The sequence below is a fragment of the Lachnoclostridium sp. An131 genome, from assembly GCF_002160825.1.
Lineage (GTDB): Bacteria > Bacillota > Clostridia > Lachnospirales > Lachnospiraceae > Laedolimicola.
Genome location: NZ_NFLI01000024.1, coordinates 1 through 22,055, shown reverse-complemented (window position 1 = coordinate 22,055; position 22,055 = coordinate 1). Strand labels below are relative to the sequence as shown.

21 protein-coding genes, 1 tRNA gene and 1 riboswitch are annotated in these 22,055 nt (G+C 50.8%); of the genes, 15 read left to right on the top strand and 7 right to left on the bottom strand.

Annotated elements, in window-relative coordinates:
• Nucleotides 1-63: 63 nt before the first annotated feature.
• From B5E77_RS15710 to B5E77_RS15695, 4 genes are read left to right on the top strand one after another with little or no spacing between them, the layout of a single operon-like run.
• Complete coding sequence (locus B5E77_RS15710; protein ID WP_087166309.1) at nt 64-606, top strand: RNA polymerase sigma factor; 543 nt, start codon at nt 64-66, stop codon at nt 604-606.
• A complete protein-coding gene (locus B5E77_RS15705; protein ID WP_087166308.1) occupies nt 603-1,007 on the top strand; it encodes a hypothetical protein in 405 nt (134 codons plus the stop codon). The genes B5E77_RS15710 and B5E77_RS15705 overlap by 4 nt, the downstream gene beginning before the upstream one ends.
• Before the next feature lie 4 nt (nt 1,008-1,011).
• Nucleotides 1,012-1,590 (top strand): hypothetical protein, encoded by a 579-nt coding sequence (locus B5E77_RS15700; RefSeq protein WP_204248075.1) that lies wholly within the window; start codon nt 1,012-1,014, stop codon nt 1,588-1,590.
• Nucleotides 1,559-1,876, top strand: a complete 318-nt coding sequence (locus B5E77_RS15695) for a LiaI-LiaF-like domain-containing protein (protein ID WP_087166307.1) — start codon at nt 1,559-1,561, stop codon at nt 1,874-1,876. The genes B5E77_RS15700 and B5E77_RS15695 overlap by 32 nt, the downstream gene beginning before the upstream one ends.
• A 179-nt stretch (nt 1,877-2,055) precedes the next feature.
• Here the strand turns inward: B5E77_RS15695 and treR are convergent, their stop codons facing one another.
• Entirely contained in the window at nt 2,056-2,784 is a 729-nt protein-coding gene (gene treR, locus B5E77_RS15690; RefSeq protein ID WP_087166306.1) for a trehalose operon repressor, read from the bottom strand.
• Nucleotides 2,785-3,098: 314 nt separating this feature from the next.
• Here treR and treP point away from each other — a divergent pair, with 314 nt between their 5' ends.
• The 5 genes from treP (at nt 3,099) to B5E77_RS15660 (ending at nt 10,302) form a co-directional block, all read left to right on the top strand.
• Entirely contained in the window at nt 3,099-5,093 is a 1,995-nt protein-coding gene (treP, locus tag B5E77_RS15685; protein WP_087166305.1) for a PTS system trehalose-specific EIIBC component, read from the top strand.
• 128 nt (nt 5,094-5,221) lie between these two features.
• Nucleotides 5,222-6,898 carry an alpha,alpha-phosphotrehalase gene (gene treC / locus B5E77_RS15680; protein ID WP_087166322.1) on the top strand — a complete coding sequence of 559 codons (1,677 nt, stop codon included), beginning with the start codon at nt 5,222-5,224 and terminating at the stop codon, nt 6,896-6,898.
• A 210-nt stretch (nt 6,899-7,108) separates the two neighbouring features.
• Nucleotides 7,109-8,008, top strand: coding sequence for a hypothetical protein (locus B5E77_RS15675; protein WP_242963781.1), 900 nt, complete (start codon nt 7,109-7,111; stop codon nt 8,006-8,008).
• A gap of 272 nt (nt 8,009-8,280) precedes the next feature.
• A complete protein-coding gene (locus B5E77_RS15665; protein ID WP_162609723.1) occupies nt 8,281-8,820 on the top strand; it encodes a sigma-70 family RNA polymerase sigma factor in 540 nt (179 codons plus the stop codon).
• 15 nt (nt 8,821-8,835) lie between these two features.
• Nucleotides 8,836-10,302, top strand: coding sequence for a DUF4367 domain-containing protein (locus B5E77_RS15660; protein ID WP_087166301.1), 1,467 nt, complete (start codon nt 8,836-8,838; stop codon nt 10,300-10,302).
• Between the two features lie 116 nt (nt 10,303-10,418).
• On the opposite strand, the gene B5E77_RS15655 is transcribed toward B5E77_RS15660, so the two are convergent.
• Nucleotides 10,419-10,598 (bottom strand): DUF1540 domain-containing protein, encoded by a 180-nt coding sequence (locus B5E77_RS15655; RefSeq protein ID WP_087166300.1) that lies wholly within the window; start codon nt 10,596-10,598, stop codon nt 10,419-10,421.
• Nucleotides 10,599-11,072: 474 nt separating this feature from the next.
• The gene (locus B5E77_RS15650; protein ID WP_204248074.1) at nt 11,073-11,978 is read right to left on the bottom strand and encodes an N-acetylmuramoyl-L-alanine amidase family protein; all 906 of its coding nucleotides are present in this window, start codon (nt 11,976-11,978) and stop codon (nt 11,073-11,075) included.
• Nucleotides 11,979-12,040: 62 nt separating this feature from the next.
• On the opposite strand from B5E77_RS15650, the gene B5E77_RS15645 reads away from it, so the two are divergent.
• Nucleotides 12,041-12,113: transfer RNA gene (locus B5E77_RS15645), tRNA-Thr, on the top strand.
• Nucleotides 12,114-12,345: 232 nt separating this feature from the next.
• Here the strand turns inward: B5E77_RS15645 and B5E77_RS15640 are convergent.
• Both B5E77_RS15640 and B5E77_RS15635 read right to left on the bottom strand, forming a co-directional pair.
• A complete protein-coding gene (locus tag B5E77_RS15640) occupies nt 12,346-12,876 on the bottom strand; it encodes a cysteine hydrolase family protein (protein WP_087166299.1) in 531 nt (176 codons plus the stop codon).
• 18 nt (nt 12,877-12,894) lie between these two features.
• Nucleotides 12,895-13,647, bottom strand: a complete 753-nt coding sequence (locus B5E77_RS15635) for an exodeoxyribonuclease III (RefSeq protein ID WP_087166298.1) — start codon at nt 13,645-13,647, stop codon at nt 12,895-12,897.
• Nucleotides 13,648-13,893: 246 nt separating this feature from the next.
• On the opposite strand from B5E77_RS15635, the gene B5E77_RS15630 reads away from it, so the two are divergent.
• Both B5E77_RS15630 and argS read left to right on the top strand, forming a co-directional pair.
• Nucleotides 13,894-14,868, top strand: a complete 975-nt coding sequence (locus B5E77_RS15630; protein ID WP_087166297.1) for a carbohydrate kinase family protein — start codon at nt 13,894-13,896, stop codon at nt 14,866-14,868.
• Nucleotides 14,869-14,872: 4 nt separating this feature from the next.
• On the top strand, nt 14,873-16,639 hold the full coding sequence (argS, locus tag B5E77_RS15625) for an arginine--tRNA ligase (RefSeq protein ID WP_087166320.1): 1,767 nt from the start codon (nt 14,873-14,875) through the stop codon (nt 16,637-16,639).
• Between the two features lie 159 nt (nt 16,640-16,798).
• On the opposite strand, the gene B5E77_RS15620 is transcribed toward argS, so the two are convergent.
• A complete protein-coding gene (locus B5E77_RS15620) occupies nt 16,799-18,187 on the bottom strand; it encodes an MATE family efflux transporter (RefSeq protein ID WP_242963779.1) in 1,389 nt (462 codons plus the stop codon).
• A gap of 168 nt (nt 18,188-18,355) precedes the next feature.
• On the opposite strand from B5E77_RS15620, the gene B5E77_RS15615 reads away from it, so the two are divergent.
• Together B5E77_RS15615 and B5E77_RS15610 are read left to right on the top strand one after the other, a co-directional pair.
• Nucleotides 18,356-18,748 carry a hypothetical protein gene (locus tag B5E77_RS15615; RefSeq protein WP_087166296.1) on the top strand — a complete coding sequence of 131 codons (393 nt, stop codon included), beginning with the start codon at nt 18,356-18,358 and terminating at the stop codon, nt 18,746-18,748.
• A gap of 40 nt (nt 18,749-18,788) precedes the next feature.
• Nucleotides 18,789-19,196, top strand: a complete 408-nt coding sequence (locus B5E77_RS15610) for a hypothetical protein (protein ID WP_087166295.1) — start codon at nt 18,789-18,791, stop codon at nt 19,194-19,196.
• A 187-nt stretch (nt 19,197-19,383) separates the two neighbouring features.
• Here the strand turns inward: B5E77_RS15610 and thiT are convergent, their stop codons facing one another.
• A complete protein-coding gene (thiT, locus tag B5E77_RS15605; protein WP_087166294.1) occupies nt 19,384-20,052 on the bottom strand; it encodes an energy-coupled thiamine transporter ThiT in 669 nt (222 codons plus the stop codon).
• 37 nt (nt 20,053-20,089) lie between these two features.
• A riboswitch (TPP riboswitch) is annotated at nt 20,090-20,190 on the bottom strand.
• Between the two features lie 312 nt (nt 20,191-20,502).
• Between thiT and B5E77_RS15600 the strand changes: the two genes are divergently transcribed.
• Complete coding sequence (locus B5E77_RS15600; RefSeq protein ID WP_162609722.1) at nt 20,503-21,948, top strand: ISLre2 family transposase; 1,446 nt, start codon at nt 20,503-20,505, stop codon at nt 21,946-21,948.
• Nucleotides 21,949-22,055: the final 107 nt, after the last annotated feature.

Sequence of the window (22,055 nt, the reverse complement as noted above, 5' to 3'; positions counted from 1 at the left end):
AGCCGTCGTTATAATAGATGAACAAGGGAAAATAAGAAAAACAGGAGCTGCAAAAGTAGCAAAATGCGAGCAGGAGGGGAGGCGGATGAGATTAACAGGGATGAGAAGCTGGAAGAGCTGATAGACAGATATCAGAGTCTTGTGTTCTCAATCTGCTACAAGATGACGGGCGATTATTTTGCGGCCGAGGACCTGGCCCAGGAGACATTTTTATCCGCTTATGAAAAGTATTCCTCCTTCGACGGACGTCATGAAAAGGCGTGGATCTGCAGGATTGCGACAAACAAATGTCTGGATTATCTGAAAGCGGCAGGAAGGCGCAGCGTTCCCACAGAGGACGAATGGTTTTCCTGGCAGGAGGATACGAAGGAATCGCCGGAGGAGAATTATCTGGAGCAGGAGGTCAGGGAAGAGCTGTATCAGGCCTGCAAAGAGCTGAAGCCGCCGTACGACGAGATTGCGCTGGATTACTATTATTATGAGATGGACGTGGGTGAAATCGCCGAAAAGAGAGAACGCAATGTAAAGACGGTGCAGACACAGATTTATAGAGCGCGGGGCATGCTCCGCAAAAAATACGGAAAGAAGGAGGAGAGAAGCGCATGAGAACAGATAAGATGACGGAAAAAGAACTGGAAGCCTATACAGAACAGCTGATTCGTCAGGTGGAGGCGGAAGGACTGCTTCCTGCGCCCGTTCACATGAAGCAGGAGATCCTGGAGAGATCCCAAAGCCTGGATTACCAGATACGGGTACAGACACGGCAGATTCCAAAGAAGCTTCAATTCTTCTACTATAGCCTGAAGGTGGGGGCGGCCGTGGTGATGGCGCTGTTTCTGGTGCTGATGGTGCCGAAGGAAATGCCGGAGATGAGCGGCACTGCGGGAATGGCGGTGCAGCAGGAGGAATCTATTGGAAACAAGCTGAATCAGGGAATGCGGACTATGAACCGGATGCTGAACAGCATGAATGTGTATTTGAATCATAATGGGCAAACGGAGGATTAGGAATATGACAAAGAAAAAGAGTGGTTTCTGGACATTTATTTTCTCCCTGCTGCCAGGAGCGGCGGAGATGTATATGGGCTTTATGAAGATGGGCATCAGCCTGATGGGTCTGTTTTTCGGACTGTTTATTATAGGAGGATTTTTTGGCCAGAGTATTTTTGTACTGGCGGACATCGTAGTATGGTTTTATGCCTTCTTCCATGCTCATAACCTGAGAGCTATGGATGACGAAGAATTTTATGCACTGGAAGATGACTATCTGTTTCACCTGGATGGCTCCGGAAAGGAGCTCTGGAATAAGATGGGAGAATCCCGTTACCGTAAGCTGGCGGCAGTGGTACTGATTCTGATTGGCGTTTCAATTCTGTGGAACAATCTCCTGGATCTGCTCTGGTACCTGCTTCCGGATTTCCTGGAAGATATTGTTTATACAATCAGCTACCGGATTCCGCAGACAGTGCTTGGCATTGCGATCATCGTAGCAGGCGTCTGGATGATCCGCGGAAAGAAGAAGGAGCTTCTGGACGGGGAGGAGAAGGAGGAAGAAGCAAATGGAAGAGAAACGGACGACACGAACGCATAGGGTGGGAACCGTGACCTTTGGCCTGGTTCTGGTAGTCATGGGCGTGCTGTTTCTGCTGGAAATGATTTTTCCGGTACTGGATTATGAGCTGATTTTCCGCCTTTGGCCGTTGATCTTTATTTCCCTGGGCATTGAGGTGCTGCTCAGCAGCCGGAGGGCAGAGGAAAGGCTGGTCTATGATGGGGCCGCGATTTTCCTTCTGATCCTGCTTGTACTGTTTGCGATGGGAATGGCAGGAATGGATCTGGTCTTCACGCATGCGGAACAGATGCGTATATTATATTAAGCGACGGAATCGGGGCAGTGAAAATCTCCCCAGCCCGCTGTTGCGGTGCATATTCCGGAATATGTTTTTATAAGGAAAAAGCCTGCGGCCCGAATTTTCGGGCCGCGGGCTTTTTGCGCAGCGTAAGATTGACTGGGGACGGGAAAGAGACTCTGCCGGAGGACGTGCGGTGGAAGAATTCAGCCGCCCTTTTTCCTCGTGGCCACATCCTGGAACTGAAAATGATCCGGCCTGTGGCGGGACTGAGTGTATTCAAACTGAATGCCGTCAGCATTGAAGGTCTGGCTGGTGATGACGGCCATGCAGTTGTAATCGTTCATATCCAGATAGGTTTCGTCGATCTGTGTGACATGTTCCACAGTCATAGTCCGCTTGCTGGTGGAAATGGTAAAGCCAAGGTCCTGCTCCAGATACTCATAGATGGAATGCTCCGCAATCTCTGGCGTCAGTCCCGGAATCAGCTCCTTTAGAAAATAATTGTGATCCAGAATCAGCGGGATCCCGTCCAGGTACCGCAGGCGCTGCAGGTAATAGAGCTGTGTTCCTACAGAAAATCCGGTTCTCCGGGAGATTTTTTCATTCGTTTCCAGCTCCGCAAACTGCAGAACCCTTGTCTTGGGCTTTTGATGGTTTCGGGCGGCAGACTCCAGGAAGGATTCGATTCCGCCTACTGTAAAAGCGGTCTGCTCTACGGGCTGAAAAATATTTCGGACGCCCTTTCCCTGCATAGGCTGTACATAGCCGTCTGCGGCCAGCTCCGCAAGTGCCCGGCGCACGGTGTTTCTGGAGCATCCGTATTCCTGTACCAGTATGTGTTCGGAGGGAAGCAGATCCTGATAGGAATAGCTTTCCGTTTCAATTTTTTCTTTTAAATCTCTGTAAATGTAGTCGTATTTTGCTTTTGGCATTCTGCTTTTCCTTCTTTCCTTCCTTTTGGTATCTCCGGCAGGCAAGAGAATGTATGATCAGGGCAGGGGGAAAACCGGATGCTCTCCCGGCACACCGATGCTGTTGTATTTCATTATACAGGAAAAACGCAACATGTTCAAACAAATTTTAAACGAATTTTAACATGTTTAAACAAATTTGCGGAAAACCTATTGACATGTTTAAACAAGAGTGCTATTCTATGGTTGTTCAAACATGTACCCAAAGCCAGACAGCAGCAGGACGGGGCAGGGGGAGTCTGGTGTGAATAGAAAAGGAGAGGAAGGAAAATCTTATGGGTAAGTACAGAGATGATGTGGAACAGCTCCTGAAGCTTATTGGCGGCAAGGAGAACATTCAGGCGGTATCCCACTGCATGACGCGTATGCGTTTTGTTCTTGTGGATCCGAAGAAGGCGGACGAGAAGGCAATCGAAAGTATTCCGAGCGTAAAGGGCACCTTTACACAGGCCGGACAGTATCAGGTCATTATCGGAAATGACGTAGCTGTTTTTTACAATGAATTTACCGCTTATGCGGGCATCGAGGGAGTCAGCAAGGATGCAGTCAAGGCGGCGGCCAAGACGGGACAGAATCCGGTACAGCGTGTCATGGGAGCTCTTGGCGAGATCTTCGCCCCGCTGATTCCGGCCCTGATCTGCGGCGGTCTTATTCTGGGATTCCGGAATGTTATCGGTGAAATTAATTTCTTTGCAGGCGGCACCCAGAGCCTGGCGGATATTTCCCAGTTCTGGGCGGGCCTGTACGATTTTCTCTGGCTGATTGGCGAGGCGGTCTTCCATATGCTTCCGGTAGGCATCGTGTGGTCTATCACGAAGAAAATGGGAACGACCCAGATCCTTGGTATTATTCTTGGACTGACGCTGGTATCTCCCCAGCTTCTGAACGGATTTTCCGTAGCCTCCACGCCGGCGGCTGATATTCCGGTCTGGGATTTCGGCTTCGCCCAGGTACAGATGATCGGATATCAGGGACAGGTAATCTCGGCCATGCTGGCAGGCTTTGTGCTGGTGTTCCTGGAGAAGTTCTTCAAGAAGCACTGCCCGGAAGTGGTGAGCATGATTGTGGTTCCCTTCTGTTCCCTGGTTCCGGCTGTGGTGATTGCGCACACGGTAGTAGGACCGATTGGCTGGAGGATCGGCGACGCTCTGGCAAATGTGGTTTACAACGGCCTGTTCTCCAGCTTCGGATGGCTGTTCGCGGGAGTATTCGGCCTTCTGTACGCTCCGCTGGTTATGACCGGACTTCACCATATGACGAATGCCATCGACTCTCAGCTGGTAAATACTTATGATGGAACGATCCTGTGGCCTATGATTGCCCTTTCCAATATCGCTCAGGGATCCAGCGTGCTTGCCATGTCCGTGCTTCAGAAGAAAAACGAGCGTGCGCAGCAGGTCAATGTCCCTGCATGCATTTCCTGCTATCTGGGCGTTACCGAGCCGGCTCTCTTCGGTGTGAATCTGAAGTACGGCTTCCCGCTGGTATGCGGTATGATTGGTTCCTGTATCGCAGCGATGGTATCGGTAGGCTTCGGCGTGCAGGCCTTCAGCATCGGCGTCGGCGGCCTTCCGGGCATCCTTTCCATTAAGACGCCCTATTACCTGCCCTTCCTGGCGGCGATGGCCATCGCGGTTGTCGTACCCTTTGTGCTGACTCTGATTGTGGGAAGCAGAAAGCTGACGGCGGCAGAGCGCGGAAAGACAGACAGCGCGGCGGCTGGAACTGACAGCAGCGCGGCAGAACAGATAGAAGAAAACGGTTCCCAGAGCGTACAGGCAGAGAACGCTTCTGCCGGAAATGAGACGGAGCTGACCGGAGAAATCAAGTCTGTGTTAAGCGGACGTGTGATTCCGATTGAAGAAGTAGATGATCATGTATTTTCCCAGAGGATTATGGGTGACGGCGTGGCTATTGAGCCAGAAGATACAGTGGTGAAGGCGCCCGCTGACGCCACGGTCACAGTAGTAATGAAGGAGAGCGGCCATGCCTGCGGCCTGACCTTGGCAAACGGCCTGGAGCTTCTGATTCATGTGGGAATCGATACGGTAGATATGAACGGAGACGGCTTCCAGCTCTTTGTAGATGAGGGACAGAAGGTCCGCACAGGCGACCCGCTGATTCAGTTTGACCCGGAGAAGATCAAAGCAGCAGGCCATCCGCTGACTACAATGCTGATTGTGACCGGCGAAGGAAGCGCGAAAAATGTAGCTATGCATTCCGGTGTAGAAGCAAAAGCAGCGGAGACTACAGTTATTACTTACGAATAAGACAGCTCAGATAAAAGACAGATAACCATATAGGAGATGGCCGCAGAAACATGCGGCTGTCCCTTTCAGGAAACCTGAGGATCTTTTCGTCCCGGCAGACGGGACAGACAAAAAGAAAGGGAAAGCATATGGCACAGGATTTTAAGAAAAGCACGGTTTATCAGATTTATCCGAAATCATTCTGCGACAGCAACGGCGACGGCTTCGGCGATCTGCGGGGCGTCATCGGAAAGCTGGATTATCTTCAGAAGCTTGGCGTGGATTATATCTGGATGACTCCGTTTTTCGTGTCTCCCCAGAATGACAATGGCTACGATGTGGAGGATTATTACAACATTGACCCCAGATACGGCACCATGGAGGACTTGGAGGAACTGATCGCAGAGGCAGGTAAGCGGGGCATCCGGTTGATGTTTGACATGGTATTCAACCATGTATCCAGCCGCCACGAGTGGTTCCGCAAAGCCATGGAGGGAGATTCCTATTACAAGGATTTCTTTTTCTTCCGCAAGGGAAAGGAGAACGGGGAGCCTCCCACCAACTGGGAGAGCAAGTTCGGCGGAAATGCCTGGGAGTACGTGGAGAAGTTTGATGAATATTATCTGCATCTGTTCCATGTGACCCAGCCGGATCTGAACTGGGACAATGAAAATGTGAGAAAAGAGCTCCAGAAGGTGATTCGGTTCTGGATGGAGAAGGGCGTGAAGGGCTTCCGCTTCGATGTGGTCAACCTGATCAGCAAGAGCTGCTTTGAGGACGACGAGACAGGCGACGGCCGGAAATATTACACCGACGGCCCCAATGTCCACAAATACCTCCATGAGCTGAACCAGGCCACCTTCGGTACGGACGCGGAGATCATCACGGTGGGCGAGATGTCCAGCACCTCTATTGAGAACTGCTATTCCTATGCAGGCGCGGACACCCAGGAGCTGTCCATGGTGTTCAGCTTCCACCACCTGAAGGTGGATTTCATGGGAAATGAAAAATGGGTGCTGGTTCCGGCAGACTTCGGAAAGCTGAAGGACATTCTGTTTACCTGGCAGACGAAGATGGAAGAGCACCATGCCTGGAACGCCGTATTCTGGTGCAACCATGATCAGCCCAGGCCGGTTTCCCGCTTCGGAAATGAGGGATCGCTCTGGAAGGAGTCAGCCAAGATGCTGGGAACCGTGATTCATTGTATGCGCGGCACGCCTTACATCTATCAGGGTGAGGAAATCGGCATGACAAATACGGATTTTACCGATATCAGCCAGTTCCGTGATGTGGAAAGCCTGAACTACTACCAGATTCTTCAGGATAAGGGGCTGGCGGCCCGGGATGCACTGCGTATCGTCCAGATCCATTCCCGTGACAATGGCCGCACACCCATGCAGTGGGATGACAGTAAGTACGCGGGCTTTACGGATGCGGCTTCTGAGCAGGAGCCCTGGATCGGCGTCAATGCCAATCATGACCGCATCAACGCGGCTTCCCAGGTGGAGGATGAGGATTCCATCTTCAACCACTACCGGAAGCTGGTACGGATGCGGAAAGAGCTGGATGTGATCGCTTACGGCTCCTTCCTGCCTCTGGCGGAAAAGCATCCTTCTGTGCTGGCCTACAGGCGGACATATGAGAAGCAGGACCTGATCGTGGTGAATAATTTCTACGGAAAGGAATGCACTTGGAAATCTGGTTTGGATATGGAAGGATACCGCTGTATCTTAAGCAATTACGCGGACGGAAATCCAGCTTCAGAGGATGGAGTGTGGACGCTTCGGCCCTATGAATCCATGGTGTGGTATAAAGAGAGAACGTAAAAAATTCTGTACGGCAGAAAAGCAGATGTATTTTCAAAAGCGCAACTGAGTGGCGCCAAAATCCATCGGGCATGGTGATTCCGATGGATTTTGGTGTTTTTCCATTCCCAAAGCTGAAATTTCCATAAAGGAGCTGATGCCTTTGACCGTCGTTTTCTAATCTTGCAAAGCAGACATCAAAAACGTATAATGAAAGGAGAAACTGACCGGGTGGCAGGAAAGCGGTACAATTTCAAAACCAGACAGAAGATAAACCGCAAATACAAAGACAGGCTGTTTCGCTTTGTTTTTCGTGACAAAAAGGATTTGCTGGAGCTGTACAATGCGATAAACGGGACAGATTACAAAGATACAAAAGAGCTGGAAATCAATACGCTGGAAAATGTGCTTTATCTGGGCATGAAAAATGATCTTTCCTTTCTGCTGTGCTCTTCCATGAATCTGTATGAGCATCAGAGCACATGGAACGAAAATATGCCGCTGCGGGGTTTTTTATATTTTGCCGATTTATATCAGAGATATCTGCAGAAGAACGGATATCGTCTGACCGGGATCGGGAAAAGACTTCCGCTGCCATTTCCCAGATATGTGGTATTCTACAACGGTACAAAAGAGGAGCCTGATCAGACACAGCTGCTGCTGTCAGATTCCTTTCTGAAGCAGGGCAAAGATGAAATCCGCCGTAACCTGAGAGCCGGTATGCTGCTTGAGGATGCTGTGGATCAGGGAATTGACACCTGTATAGAACAGGGAATACTGGCTGACATTCTGAGTAAAAGTAAGATGGAGGTGCGGAAAATGCTGTTGACAGAATATGATGAGAAAGCGGAGAGAGAATATCTTCGGAAAGAAGCAATTGAACTCGGACTGGAGGAAGGAAGAGCAGAAGGCTTTAAGCAGGGTATGCAGGAGGGCATGCAGCAAGGGATTCAGCAGGGAATTCAGCAGGGAATTCAACAAGGGATTCAGCAAGGAATTCAGCAGGGGGAGGACAGGATTACTCTTTTAATGCAGAAGCTGCTGGAATCAGACCGCATGGAGGATCTGCAGAAGGCCTTGCGGGACAGGGAATATCAGAAGGAATTGCTGAAGAGACTGGAGATCTTGTAAGTACTTAATATTTATCCGGGCAAGTACGGATTGGGAAAACAGCGTCGGTATACAGACGGCAGAGCTCTGTCGTGTACCGGACGCTGTTTTTGGTATGAAAGCTTTTCTGGATTTGTGAAGAAATATGGCTGCGGTCAGCCGGCAGGCAGATCACGGGAGGTTCGCTTTTTATATGTCCTGGATTGAATTTTTTCTGATTCATGTATCCAAACCCTCTGTTTTGTGGTCTAATAAGTAGAATGTACATTCCACTGATACAAAGGAGGCTCAGTATGGAACGTGATAAGACGGCAAGGCTCATCCTGCGGGCCGGGAACGGAGACGCAGATGCGTTTGTGGAGCTGATGGAGCAGAATAAGCAGTCCCTGTACAAAACCGCCAAAGCCTGGCTCGTACGGGAAGAGGATGTGGCAGACGCCATATCGGAGACGATTCTGGACTGCTTTGAACATTTGGATACTCTGAGGGAGCCGCGGTACTTTAAAACCTGGCTGGTGCGGATTCTGATTCATAACTGCAGCAATATCCGAAAGCAGAACCAGAGGAGCGGGCTTGTAGGAGAACTGGAAGCTTTGGATAGGGATGATGTGGTCAGAGCAGGAAGCGGAATGCCGGAGGATAACCGGGCATTTCTGGAATATCTGGAGCCCTTAAATGAAGAAGACAGAAAGCTGATGATTCTGTTCTATGTGTGGGGATTTCGAACCAGAGAGATTGCAGAATTGCTTCATATAAGGGAGACTACGGTGAAGGCCAGACTTCAGCGGGGCAGGGAGAAGATTAAGAAAAGCTTTTTTCCGTTGGTAGTATAGAGAGGAGAAGGACAGATGCTTAAAAGAGAGAATGAAAGTACAGAAAACATTCTGAACCAGGAGCTGGTGATTCCGGAAGAGACGCAGCGGAAGATAGAAGCGGCCTATGACATCGTACGGGCCCGGAGCAGAGCGGCACAGGGAGGACAGGAAAAGACCGAGAAGGCAGAAAGGGCAGAACGGCTGAAAGCACGGGGCCAGGAGGCTTCAGGCTCCAGGCGTGTGCTGAAACCCTCAGCGGCAATTGCACTGGCGGCTGCCATGATTCTGCTCTGCGGCCTGGGCGTCGCGGCGGCAGTAGGCCATTTTACAAAGCAGGTAGAAGAAACCGACAGCACTGCCAGCTATACCTTTGAGGTCAATTACGAGCTGAAGCCGGTGGAGGTGACGGCGGTTCCGGAGTATCTGCCGGAGGATATGACAGTGAAGGACGGAGATAAGTACGGCTCCGGGAAGGAGGATGGAAGGGATATCACTATCTGGGCCATGAACATGGCAGATATTGACTATTACTGCCAGACAATGGACTTTACCGGAGTGGAGAAGGTGGAGAAAACCACGATCCAGGGGATGGAAGCCCATCTGATTACCTATCAGGATGCGGAAAAAAACCGGAAGTCAAAGGACATCTACATGTTCAATCCCGAAGACGGCTATGTACTCTGGGTGTGGGGGGATTATGCGGTCTCCATGGAGGAGCTTGAGAAGGTGGCTGAGAGCCTGACGATTACGGTGACGGAAAATCCGGATCTGGCCTATATGACAGAGGAAGAGAAGGCAGAGGAAGCACGGCTTGAGAAAGAGGCTCAGGAAGCCTGGGAGGCTGCGGTAAACCGCGGCGTGGCCCCGGAAGATATTACGGCTGTGGGAGAGACTCTGGATGTGTCAGATTTCATAGGCGCCAGCTATACGGTGGAAGAAGCAGCCTTTTATGACAGTCTCTATGAGGTGCCTGGGTTTAATCCGGACGGAGTCTGCGACAGGGAAGAGCTGGAAGCCTGGCTGAATGAGGATGGCACCCATAAGCCCTATCTGCGTTACACACTGGATGAAAACGCACAGATCGTGGAGGAGAAGGAGATGGGTGTGAAGTTCCTGGCTGTAACGGCGACAGTACGCCAGGAGAAGGCTTACGACGAATGGGACAATGGAACGCCCTTTGACGCAGTGCTGATACGTCTGGAAGAAAATGAAAACGGCCGGCTGGTGCAGGCTTCGGATCGTTATGCCGCGGTTCCAAGTGAAGACTATAGCCTTCAGAGGGACGGCAGCTGCTTTTACCTGAATCAAACAGCAGATACCATGAATGATTCGCAGTATTTTTGGCGCCATATGGAGGCAGGGGACAGCCAGACCTATACCATGGTCTTTGCAGTGGATGAGGATCTGGCAGAGAATCAGGAAGAAATTCAGAATCTGGTACTGTGGTTTAACGGAACCGGAAATGATCCGGAAAATCCCAGATACAGCGCGCTGTGGTAAGGCTTGAAATGTGGAAGGAAAGGCAAGAGGCCGTGGTGAGCCGGCAGAATGAATCAGCCGGGAAGCGTCAGCTTCCCGGCTGGTCCATTTTGCAGGTTCAGCGTTTTATGCCTGCTTTATAAGGCGCTGTCTACCTTGCTCACAAAGGACTGGCAGTCTGTACACTCTGCTTTCGTCGGATTCATTTCGTGGGTTCCGACCTGGATCTTATTGAGTGTACAGTAATTTTCCTTCTGGGCATGATAAGCGCAGTTGTTTACAGTACAGGCAATGCACTCGTTTTTGTTTGTAGTCATGATAATTTCCTCCTTTTTCCACAGACTGTCTGCGGCAGATTATGAGATACAGTTTTAGTATGCATAGTGCCGCTTGTTTATATGAGAGGAATAAAATCCCATTTTGTGCCTTTAATTCAAAAAACAAATCAAAATGAGCAGAGACACTGTGAAATTCAGTTGCCGCTGCTCGTATATGTAAACGGGAAAAATCCCTGTTGTGTTTTGTCGAAGCTGGTCGGCACCGAAGCAGCACCGGCAGCCCCTTTTGTGTTATCTGATGGTATTATCATACAGTACGGTTGTGACTAATATGTGTCTGGAGTCTTAATAAAAAATTGAGGAAGTCTAAAATATTTCTAAACTGCAGAAAATGTTTGAAAACCCTGCAAAATCCGCGAAAATTCTGCTGTTTTCAGGAAGAAGCCTTAAGGATATATTCGCAGCAGAAAAAGCATTGATGGCACAAGAGAGGGCAGGGCAGGTTCGCAGGGCCTATCTGCCGAAATAAGCATCCAGGCCGTCAGCCATGCCTTCCGCAAGCTTCTGCTGGTATTCCTCCGAGGCCATCAGAAGATCCTCCTGAGGGTTGGTCATAAAGCCCATTTCTACGATGGTGACAGGAACCTGGCACCAGTTAATGCCGCTCATGGTGTCTGTCTCCCAGACATAACGTTTCCTGGCCCCGGTGGCTTCTGCCATGGCGTCCAGCACCGCCTGAGACAGCGCCCGGCTGCTTTCATAGATTTCCGGTGTGTAAGGGTTGTCCGGCGTGGGGCAGATGGTTGTAATTCCGTTTGCGGAGCTGTCGCTGGAACCATCCGCGTGAATGCGGAGAAATGCATCTGCCTGTGCGTCGTTTGCTATCTGCGCCCGTTCGGCATTGCTGATGTTTACATCGTTGGTCTCGCGAATCATCAGCACCTCATAGCCCCGTGACACAAGCTCAGCTTTCAGCTTAAGGGCCACCTGAAGAGTCAGCTCATACTCTGCAAGACCGCTTGCTGTGCCTGCAGTCCCTCCGGCCGTCTTGGCTTTTGTCTCAGAAGCGCCAGGCCCTATCGGCTCCTGTTCGGAATTTCCTTTCTGCTGGTGTCCCGGGTCAATGGCTACCAGATATCCATCGGTTGCTTCTTCGTCAGCTCTATCGGGCTGTGGCGCTTCGTCCAGAATGGCTGCTTCTTGCTGCCTGTCAAGCTCTGCCTGCGTACTTTCCGCCAGCTGTCCGGATATTCCGCTTTGAGTGAGCTGTCCCGTTTTTTGTGTGCCGGAGGGCTTTTGGCATCCGGCAGACAGGCAGAGAACTATAAGAAGTCCTGCAGCGGTGCAGAGAAGCCGGGCGGGTCGAGGGGCAGCCATTTTCAGATAACACATAAATGAGCAAAAAAATTTAGTATTCATGAAATTTACCTCTTTACAAAAGCTTCTGGATAGATTATAATATCAAATGCTGACGCAAGCAAGCTGGAATAGCTCAGTCGGTAGAGCACTTCACTCGTAATGAAGGGGTCGAGAGTTCAAGTCTCTTTTCCAGCTTTGAGAAAAGCTCCTGGTTTTCAGGAGCTTTTTTTGTGTTTTATAGCTGGACAGAGTATCCTGAAGGATAAAATGAGCGGTGACGAAAAGGGAAGCCGCCCGGTATCCTTGTGACTGGACGGGCGGCATGCTTTTGGCGATTGTTTTTCTGATGGAATGGGAAGGGGTGAATGCTCCTGTCAGCTGTTCTGCATCTACAGCAAAGCTCTGCAGCATACACATACTACGTATCTTACTCCTGTCGAACCTCAATCTGGCACATTTTCATAGCTTTGAGAGCATTCTCGTGGCTTTCCGGCGTCACGCCGGCGCAGAGGGAGGCCGTGACGCTGACAGGGAGCTCTGGAAAGAAGGCCTTCAGCAGCAGGGCGTTGGAAATGACGCAGATGTCTGTGCAGACACCAATGAGCTCTGCGGATTCCAGACCCTCGGGATAGGATTCTGCAAGATAAGCCGGCAGTTCCCTGCAGCCGAAGGTCAGCTTGTCAAAGACAGGAGCGTTTCTTTTCGCCCGCAGCCTTTCCAGCTCCGGCGCCAGCTCCCAGCCGGCTGTGCCTTTGATGCAGTGAGGAACCGGCAGGCGTCTTCCTTCCTGCGTTTCCATATAGTTTTCAAAATGCGTATCACGCGTAAAAATCACATCTCCGTCAAACTCGCGGACCTTTTCGATGACAGCGGGAAGAATCTTTTGCGCTTCCTTTGTGCCGAGCGAACCGTCGATAAAGTCGTTCTGCATATCGATGACAAGAAGCAGCTTTTTCATGGACCGTATCCTCCTTTGCTATTTCAGAGTCAGCTCTACCGGGCAGTGGTCTGAACCAAAGATTTCCGTATGGATCCTCGCGTCCTCCAGCCGGTCCTTCAGACGCTCAGAGACCAGAAAATAGTCGATGCGCCAGCCTGCGTTCTTTTCTCTGGCCTTAAAACGGTAGGACCACCAGGAATAGATTCCCTCTGCATCCGGATAGAAATAACGGAAGGTGTCGATAAAGCCGGACTCCAGCACATGGGTCATTTTTGCCCGTTCCTCGTCTGTGAAGCCCGCGTTTTTCCGGTTGGTCTTTGGATTTTTCAGATCGATTTCCTGATGGGCCACATTCAGGTCGCCGCACCAGATCACAGGCTTCGTGGCATCCAGCTTCTGGATGTAGGCGAGAAAATCATCCTCCCACTTCATCCGGTAGTCCAGGCGCTTCAGACCCTCCTGAGAATTGGGAGTGTATACCGTGATAAAATAAAAATCCGGGTATTCCAGGGTAATTACCCGGCCCTCGTGATCGTGCTCTTCGACGCCGATTCCGTAGGAGACGGACAGAGGCTCTTCCTTTGTGAAGATGGCTGTTCCGCTGTATCCCTTTTTCTCAGCGTAGTTCCAATATTGATGGTAACCGGGCAGATCAAGCGAAATCTGCCCTTCCTGAAGCTTTGTCTCCTGCAGGCAGAAAATGTCTGCGTCCAGCTTCTGAAAATCCTCCATAAAGTTTTTTCCCATACAGGCCCGGAGGCCGTTTACATTCCAGGAAATCAGTTTCATTTAAAACCCCTCTCTGCCGCAGCGCTGTTCATGCGGAGGCGCTGGCCCGGCATGGAATCGCGGCTTGATTTTTGCTTGTGTTTTCAATATAATAAGTGTATTATAATAAGTCCGGGCAGGAAAGTAAAGCGTCCTGGGAGAATTAAGGGGATTTAAAGAAGGGGCGGTGCTGTCTGTGAAGGCGGCTGTGAGCGAAAAGACAGCAAAGACAGACGGCTTTGACGCCGGAAAGAGAGGAAGACAGGAATGGGAAAAAAATACGATGTGACGGCTCTCGGAGAGCTTTTGATTGATTTCACCTCCAGTGGTTTGAGCGAGCAGGGCAACCCGCTTTTTGAGGCCAATCCGGGGGGAGCGCCCTGCAACGTGCTTGCAATGCTGAACCGCCTTGGGAAAAAGACGAATTTTATCGGAAAAGTAGGGGAGGATCAGTTTGGAAAAACTCTGAAGTCTACTCTGGAGGAGCTTGGAATCGGGACGGAAAACCTGCTTCTGGATCCAAAGGTGCACACGACTCTGGCTCTGGTTCATACCTTTGAGGATGGAGACCGGGATTTTTCGTTCTACCGCAAGCCTGGAGCAGATATGATGCTGGAGGCTTCCGAGGTGCAGGAAAGCCAGATTGCGGAAAGCCGTATTTTCCATTTCGGAACGCTTTCGCTTACGGATGAGCCTGTACGCAGCGCTACCATCCAGGCCCTGGAGTATGCCGGAAAGCATGGAGTTACCGTGACCTTTGATCCGAATCTGCGGCCGCCGCTGTGGGATTCTCTGGAGGAGGCGAAGGAGCAGATCTGGTTTGGCCTTTCAAAATGCTCTGCGGTCAAGATGTCAGAGGAAGAGCTGGAGTTTATCACAGGGGAAACGGATCTGGATAAGGGCGTGGAAGCGGTGAGAGCCCGTTATGATATCCCGCTTATCTGCATTACGATGGGAAAAGGCGGAAGCCGGGCATATTACAGACAGCTTGCGGTGAGCTGTCCGGGCTTTATTCAGAAGAATACGATCGAGACTACAGGAGCCGGCGATACCTTCTGCGCAGGCATGCTGAATTTTATTCTGGATCACGGTTTCGCAGATTTTACGGAAGAAAATCTGAAGGAAATGCTGACCTTTGCCAATGCGGCGGCGTCTATTGTCACTACGCGCAAGGGAGCGCTCAGGGTTATGCCCGAGAGAGAAGAAGTGGAGGCGCTGATTGCCTCCGGAAGAGGAGAATGAGTTTATGAAAAAATTGCTGGATCAGATCACAGCAGCCGTATCCGGGGCCTTTGAGGCCGCAGGCTATGAGGCGGATTACGGAAAGGTGACCCTTTCCAACCGTCCGGATCTTTGTGAATATCAGTGCAACGGAGCTATGGCGGGCGCAAAGAAATATCGCTGCGCGCCTATCCAGATTGCTTCCCAGGCAGCGGAAAGGCTGCAGGAGAACGCGATGTTTTCCGAGGTGAGCGCGGTAAATCCGGGCTTTCTCAACCTGAAGCTTTCTCCGGATTTCGTGCGGGACTATCTTCAGGCTATGCAGGAGGATGAGCGTCTGGGCTGTGAAAAGACGGAGCATCCAAAGACGATTATCATCGATTACGGCGGACCGAATGTAGCGAAGCCGCTTCACGTGGGACACTTACGTTCTGCCATCATCGGCGAGAGTGTGAAGCGTCTGGGACGCTTTGCAGGCCATAAGGTGATCGGCGACATTCATCTGGGTGACTGGGGCCTTCAGATGGGACTGATCATCACGGAGCTGAAGCACAGAAAGCCTGAGCTTGTATATTTTGATGAAAATTATACGGGAGAATATCCCAAGGAGGCGCCTTTTACGATTTCTGAGCTGGAGGAGATTTATCCGGCGGCCAGCGCCCGTTCCAAGGAGGATGAGGCGTACAAGGAAGAGGCCATGCATGCCACCTATCTGGTTCAGCATGGACACAGAGGCTATCAGGCCGTTCTGCGGCACATTTTGAATGTGTCTGTGGCAGACTTAAAGCGCAACTATGAGAATCTGAATGTGGAGTTTGATCTCTGGAAGGGCGAGTCCGATGCGCAGCCCTATATCCCTGACATGGTAGACCGCCTGAAAAAGGAGGGCTATGCCTATGAGAGCAGCGGCGCCCTTGTAGTGGATGTGAAGGAGGAGACGGATACCAAGGAGGTTCCTCCCTGTATGATTCTGAAATCGGACGGGGCGTCCCTCTATACGACGACGGATCTGGCGACGCTGGTGGAGCGCCGGAAGCTTTTTGACCCGGACGAGGTCATCTATGTAGTGGACAAGCGCCAGGAGATGCATTTTATTCAGGTGTTCCGCTGCGCGAAAAAGACCGGCATCGTAAAGCCGGAGACAGAGCTTGAATTCCTGGGCTTCGGCACGATGAACGGCAGGGACGGCAAGCCCTTCAAGACCCGCGACGGCGGCGTTATGCGTCTGGAGTACCTGATTGCCGATATCGATGAGAAAATGTATCAGAAGATTGCAGAAAATCCGGATATCTCGCCGGAGGAGGCGAGGGAGACTGCCAAGATCGTAGGACTTTCCGCTATCAAGTATGGAGATTTGTCCAATCAGGCTTCAAAGGATTATGTCTTTGACGTGGACCGCTTTACTTCCTTTGAGGGAAATACAGGTCCCTATATCCTGTATACGATCGTCCGCATCAAGTCGATTCTGAATAAATATCAGGCGCAGGGAGGCGATCCGGAGAAGGGCCGGATTCCGGCTGCGGAGAATGAAAGCCAGAAGGCCCTGGAGCTTCTGCTGGCACGGTTTAACGGCGTGCTGGAGAATGCGTTTGAGGAGCTTGCCCCTCATAAGGTCTGCGCGTATATCTATGAGCTGGCGAACAGCTTTAACAAATTTTATCATGAGACGAAGATTCTCGGGGAAGAGGATGAAGAGAAGAGAGCAGGACTGGTTTCTCTTCTGGTGCTGACGAAGAGAGTGCTGGAGACGTGTATCGACGTGCTGGGGTTTGAGGCGCCCTCAAGAATGTAGGCGGCTTTCCGCATCCCATGTCCGTCCCCTTTCTGACAGCGTATGTCCGGATCGGACCTGAAGGTCTGATTCGGGCATACGCTGTCAAAAAAGAGGCCAGACATGTGGAGAGCGGAAAGCCTTTGTTTTTGTCTGAGACGGAAGAAAGTGAGGCTGCGTTTAATTTCCTGCCTTGATTTTCTGTACTGCAGTGAACCTTCGGGCTGGCCGGTAATAGGCCAGCGCCAAAAAGATAGCCAGCGCAGTGGCCGCAAGGCTGACCGGGTAGACGGTCATAATGGTCCAGAAGGTCGGATTCTGCGGAAAGACAAGCTGTATCCATCCGAACCGGATGCCGCATACGCAGATGGTGGTGATGACAGCGGGCGCAAGTGAAATGCCGAAGCCCCGGAGATATCCGGCCATCACCTCATAGAGAAGGCTGAAAGCATGGGCAGATACCACCATCATCAGACGGATATAGCCTGTCTCGATTACCTCCGGATTGCTGTCGAAAATGGAGAGCAGCGGTTTTCCCCAGAAAAGGATGGCAGCAATTGCCAAGCCCAGGATGCAGATGCCTTCTCCCAGACAGAGCAGCAGCGTTTTTTTGCACCGCTGGGGCTTGCCGGCTCCGAAGTTCTGGCCGACAAAGGTGGTGCAGGCCTGGCTGAAGGAATTGAGTATGTCATAGGTAAAGACTTCTATGTTGTAGGCTGCGCTGGACGCTGCCATGACGATGGTTCCCAGACTGTTGATAGCAGACTGGATCACAATATTTGCTACGGAGAATACCGCAGTCTGAATTCCGGCCGGCAGGCCGATCTGAAGAATACGGCGGAGGCTTGCGGGGTCGATCCGCAGGCTGCGGGGTTCCACGCGGATTTCCAGTTCCGTGTGACGGAGTCTGCGGTACAGAATCAGTGAGCTGACTGCGTTTGAGATTACGGTGGCGGTAGCTACGCCATTTACGGTCATGTGCAGTACAATGACGAAAAACAGGTTCAGGATTACATTCAAGACGCCGGATGCCGCCAGAGCAAGCAGAGGAATTTTTGTCTCGCCCACACTGCGGAAAATGGCTGCTTCGAAGTTATATAAAAGGATTACTGGCATTCCCAGAAGGTAAATCCGCAGATACAGAAGTGCCAGGGGGAAGACTTCATCCGGCACATGGAGCAGGCCAAGCAGAGGGGCGGCAGCAAGCTCGCCAATTACGGTGACGGCGGCGCCTCCAAGCACGGCTGCTACAATCGAGGTATGAACAGCCTTGTGTACAGAAGCTTTGTCTCCGTGACCGATAGCGTGGGCGATGACCACGTTGCTGCCCAGGGCGATTCCGATGAAAAGATTGACAATCAGGCTGATGATGGAACTGTTTGAACCTACGGCTGCCACGGCAAGGGTGCTTTCCGCGCCGGTGAAATTTCCGACGACAGCTACATCCGAGGCGTTAAACAGCTGCTCCAGAATGGCAGTGGCCGCCACCGGAAGGGCAAACTGCGGTATTTTATTCCAGATAGGACCATGAAGCATGTCCAGCTGACGCTGGCTGGTTTGGGTACTCAATGTTGATTCCTCTTTTCCTATGTATTTTTCGGTTCTAAGTATAGAACTGTTGAATCAGAAGATCAAGTAGTGATATTCAAGTAGAAATAGTTGTTTGCCGCAGCATATCAGACTGCCGGACAAGCCCGGGCGGAGGTAATAATGAACAGTCATGTGGAGGTGTGAAGTATGAAAAGGGGTGCTTATTGGATACTAACGCTGATATCTGCAGTCTTACTGTCTGGATGCTCGGAGCAGAGCAGCGCCGTCCGGATTGTGATTCCGGCGGGCAGTGAGGAAGAGGTGGTATATTCGGAAGAGGAAATATCGCCGCGGAATCATGAGCTGAAGCTGTCCTACGATGGCGAAATGCAGGGGGTAAGAGTCCGGCTGCTTGTGACAGAGTGTAGAGAAGAGAACGCTTACGATGAAGCTCTGTATCTTGCTCAGGGAGAAGAAGAAAAATATGATTATGTGGAAAAAGGCGCATGGTTTCGGATTGGCGTCTGTATGCAGAACCCGACGGAGGAAGAGATGGTTCTGTACATTACGGCAGAAGATGTCGATGTGAGAATTCAATAGCAGTAATCTGCTGGATTTATAAAGAGGCTGGAGGTGTAACATGGCAGGAAGAAAGATATGCAGCTATTGCGGGAAGAAACTGGAAGGAAAGAGCTGTTATGGTTCCGGGGACGGAAAAGAGGAGGAGCTATATTGTTCCTCTGAATGCCGGGACAAGCACAGGACGGCGCTTGAAAGCGTCAGAAAGAATATGAAATGGTTTGCAGCAGGCATCATCGTTTCTGTTCTGCTGGTACTTTCCAGTGCGTTCCTGGGCGCCGGAGAAAAGGAAAGCGGAAAGCTCACAGCGGGCTGCGGGATGCTTTTGCTAGGGCTTACTGTTGTCCTGTTTCCCTACTGTACCCCGGAAACATATGCGATGTTTGGATACGTGAAGACGAACCGCCTTGGAAGAGTTATAGGGGTGCTTGTTGCAATATTTGGCCTGTGGATGCTCTTTGAGGGGTAAAGGTATCTGCGTTCAGCCTGAAACGGCGGGAGAAAGCTTTTGCTCCTGAGACAGACCGAAGGCTTCTTATAATCCCGATGTTCTGGCCTCTTCGCGGACAGGGTCTGATCCGGGGCGGACTTTTCAGTCCGAATCCGGGACGGACCCTGTCCGTGAAGGGACAGACATGGGATTTCAGAAGCCGCCTTTAAGAAGCCGTGGCCATCTCCTTCACCTTCGCAAACGCCTGATTCACAGCCGGAATTGCCAGAACAATCAGAGTAATCAGCGCCTCCAGTCCCAGATAAGCTCCATTGTAAGCCAGAGAATATACCGGAGCGCTCATGCCGGTTCCGTCCGCGTAGGACGCGAAAAAGATAAGTCCGGAAAGGAATGCAAAGAAGTAACGGCCAAGAACACCCGCGATATAGCCCTTGATCAAGCCGTACTTTTTGTTGCAGAACAGGCCGGACAGCCCAAGAGCGCCGAATGCCAGCAGGTAATCGGTAATCATCTGCGGAAGGCTGATGATGTAGGGATCAGAAATCAGCTGCAGCAGGCCGTAGGCCACGCCGGTCATAAGGCCGGTGCGCAGTCCGTACCAGTATCCGATACAGCAGATGAAAAGCATGGAAAACAGTGTGACGGAGCCGCCCATGGGAGCCTCGAAAAGCTTCAGGAAGGAAGTAATCATTCCAAGTGCCATGGCAACTGCTGAAAAGACCAGATGCTTTGTTTTGATCTTTTTCTCTCCGGAAAGATAGCAGGCCAGAAGCAGAAGCGCCAGCATCAGAACGACGAGGGCACCGTAGCCCAGACCGGTCAGAGAATAAGAGGTTCCCCATTCATCGGTAACCTGATTGACAAAAAGTGACATAAAAAATCCTCCTTTGTAATGAAAATATCACAGGAGGGGATACGAAAAGCTGCTTCCTTACGCCGGTATTAACCGGTTCAAGTAGTGAGGGTCAACACAACTGTGTTTTCTCAGCCTCAGGCTCCCCTAGCATTACGCTATGTGACTATCAGGAGTATACTCCGGAGGCGGAAGGATGTCAAGTCCGGCTGACGGAACTTCCGGCCGGTGGCGATACGAAGGCTTCTGAAAATCCCGATGCTCTGGCCTCTTCGCGGACAGGGTCTGTCCCGGGGCGGACGTCAAGTCCGAATCCGGGCGGACCCTGTCCGTGAAGGGACAGACATGGGATTTCAGAAGGTTGGAGTAAAGAAATAGTCAGTTGATAAAAAATAAATAAAAAGAGTATTGGCTCCTTGAGGTATAATGATTTCGACGAAAAAAACAAAACCGAAAGGAGTACCAATACTCATGGATATTATAACATTAATCAAGGTTCTTGTCAGCGGGTTGTTAGATGCGGAAGAAGATTTTTTGGAACATTTGGATACGTTCTCTGCATTTGAAGAGACTGTGCATGAATTAACGGATAAGATGGCTGCGGATTTTCTTGGACTGGCTCTGACGAATGCGGATAAGCTGATTCGGGAAAGCGGGAAGCGAAAAAGCAGTTATACCATACAGAGAAGGCGGCAGCGGACTTTGATTTCCAGCGCAGGCGATATCACATTCACACATACGCTGTATAGGGATAATAAGGGCAGGACACGGTGCCTGCTGGATGAACTGATCCGGCTTCCGGAACGGGAAAGGTTCACGCCTGTTGCAGAAGCGAAAGTGTTAAATGAAGCAGAAGCCCATTCTTATCAGCATGCGGCAGAGTCGATAAAGACAAACGGACAGACCATTACAAAAACAACGGTCATGAATAAAGTACACTCTATTGAAAAAGAGATTCCGGAAATGGAAGAGCTGCCAAAGGAAAAGAAAGCGTGCGAATATCTCTATATCGAAGCGGATGAAGATCATATCCACCGACAGGCGGATGGAAAAGAGCAGGGGTGTTTTATGGGAAAGCTGGTCTATCTTTTTGAAGGAAAAGAAGAGGCTGGAAACGGCAGGAGAAAGCTGGTCTCGCCGTTTTATTTTGGCGGGCTTTACGCAGGGACGGCTCAAAATGCTGCTCTGTGGGAAGAGGTGGATACCTACATCCGGGAACACTATGACCAGGATGCTTTGAAATGTGTCTATATCAATAGCGACGGGGCCAGCTGGATTCGGGCTGCTGTAAACTATGTGGGAAAGAGTAAGCTTGTGGCAGACCGGTTCCACCTGATGAAATATATCAACCGCGTGGCGCGGTACACACCGGAGGAGGAGAATCTGACAAAAGGCAGGTTTTATAAATACATTTACAAGAATAAACTCCTGGCGGCGAAGAAGCTGCTGACACGGATCAAAAGCCATTGCGCCGGAAGTGAGCGTGCCGTGGAAGAATGCCGGACTTATCTGACTGGAAACTGGGAGTCTATCCAGCGTGCGTTTCATGACAGGCATGTATTGGGATGCAGCGCGGAAGGTCATGTGAGCAGTGTATATTCCGAGAGAATGAGTTCCCGTCCGATGGGATGGAGCGAGACAGGCACAGACCGTATGTGCAGGCTGAGATGCTTTATACGGAACTATGGACGCGAAAAGGTAGTTGAACTGGTGAATTACCGCCGGGAACGGGAACTGTCAGCTATGGCTATGGAAGCAACGGGAACAGACGGAATGATTGATGAGCCGCAAAGGAAGCGATATACCCAGAAACAGAAGGAAGTCCAGAGATACGCGGAAGCCCTGCATGGAACGATTACCCGGAATTCTACGGTACGAAAGATCCTTGCTATCAGGGAGCAGATTGGAAATATATAAACTTGAAAAAACGAACTCTCAGCTGTATGATTGAGAAAATGAGTCCGGAACCATTTTGCTTTAGGAACACTCTCTTTCATATCAACTGACAATTCGTTTACTTCATC

Coding starts and splice junctions, on each gene's coding strand:
- B5E77_RS15710 (WP_087166309.1), top strand. CDS start 64: ATGCGAGCAGGAGGGGAGGCGGATGAGATTAACAGGGATGAGAAGCTG.
- B5E77_RS15705 (WP_087166308.1), top strand. CDS start 603: ATGAGAACAGATAAGATGACGGAAAAAGAACTGGAAGCCTATACAGAA.
- B5E77_RS15700 (WP_204248075.1), top strand. CDS start 1,012: ATGACAAAGAAAAAGAGTGGTTTCTGGACATTTATTTTCTCCCTGCTG.
- B5E77_RS15695 (WP_087166307.1), top strand. CDS start 1,559: ATGGAAGAGAAACGGACGACACGAACGCATAGGGTGGGAACCGTGACC.
- treR (WP_087166306.1), bottom strand. CDS start 2,784: ATGCCAAAAGCAAAATACGACTACATTTACAGAGATTTAAAAGAAAAA.
- treP (WP_087166305.1), top strand. CDS start 3,099: ATGGGTAAGTACAGAGATGATGTGGAACAGCTCCTGAAGCTTATTGGC.
- treC (WP_087166322.1), top strand. CDS start 5,222: ATGGCACAGGATTTTAAGAAAAGCACGGTTTATCAGATTTATCCGAAA.
- B5E77_RS15665 (WP_162609723.1), top strand. CDS start 8,281: ATGGAACGTGATAAGACGGCAAGGCTCATCCTGCGGGCCGGGAACGGA.
- B5E77_RS15660 (WP_087166301.1), top strand. CDS start 8,836: ATGCTTAAAAGAGAGAATGAAAGTACAGAAAACATTCTGAACCAGGAG.
- B5E77_RS15655 (WP_087166300.1), bottom strand. CDS start 10,598: ATGACTACAAACAAAAACGAGTGCATTGCCTGTACTGTAAACAACTGC.
- B5E77_RS15650 (WP_204248074.1), bottom strand. CDS start 11,978: ATGAATACTAAATTTTTTTGCTCATTTATGTGTTATCTGAAAATGGCT.
- B5E77_RS15640 (WP_087166299.1), bottom strand. CDS start 12,876: ATGAAAAAGCTGCTTCTTGTCATCGATATGCAGAACGACTTTATCGAC.
- B5E77_RS15635 (WP_087166298.1), bottom strand. CDS start 13,647: ATGAAACTGATTTCCTGGAATGTAAACGGCCTCCGGGCCTGTATGGGA.
- B5E77_RS15630 (WP_087166297.1), top strand. CDS start 13,894: ATGGGAAAAAAATACGATGTGACGGCTCTCGGAGAGCTTTTGATTGAT.
- argS (WP_087166320.1), top strand. CDS start 14,873: ATGAAAAAATTGCTGGATCAGATCACAGCAGCCGTATCCGGGGCCTTT.
- B5E77_RS15615 (WP_087166296.1), top strand. CDS start 18,356: ATGAAAAGGGGTGCTTATTGGATACTAACGCTGATATCTGCAGTCTTA.
- B5E77_RS15610 (WP_087166295.1), top strand. CDS start 18,789: ATGGCAGGAAGAAAGATATGCAGCTATTGCGGGAAGAAACTGGAAGGA.
- thiT (WP_087166294.1), bottom strand. CDS start 20,052: ATGTCACTTTTTGTCAATCAGGTTACCGATGAATGGGGAACCTCTTAT.
- B5E77_RS15600 (WP_162609722.1), top strand. CDS start 20,503: ATGGATATTATAACATTAATCAAGGTTCTTGTCAGCGGGTTGTTAGAT.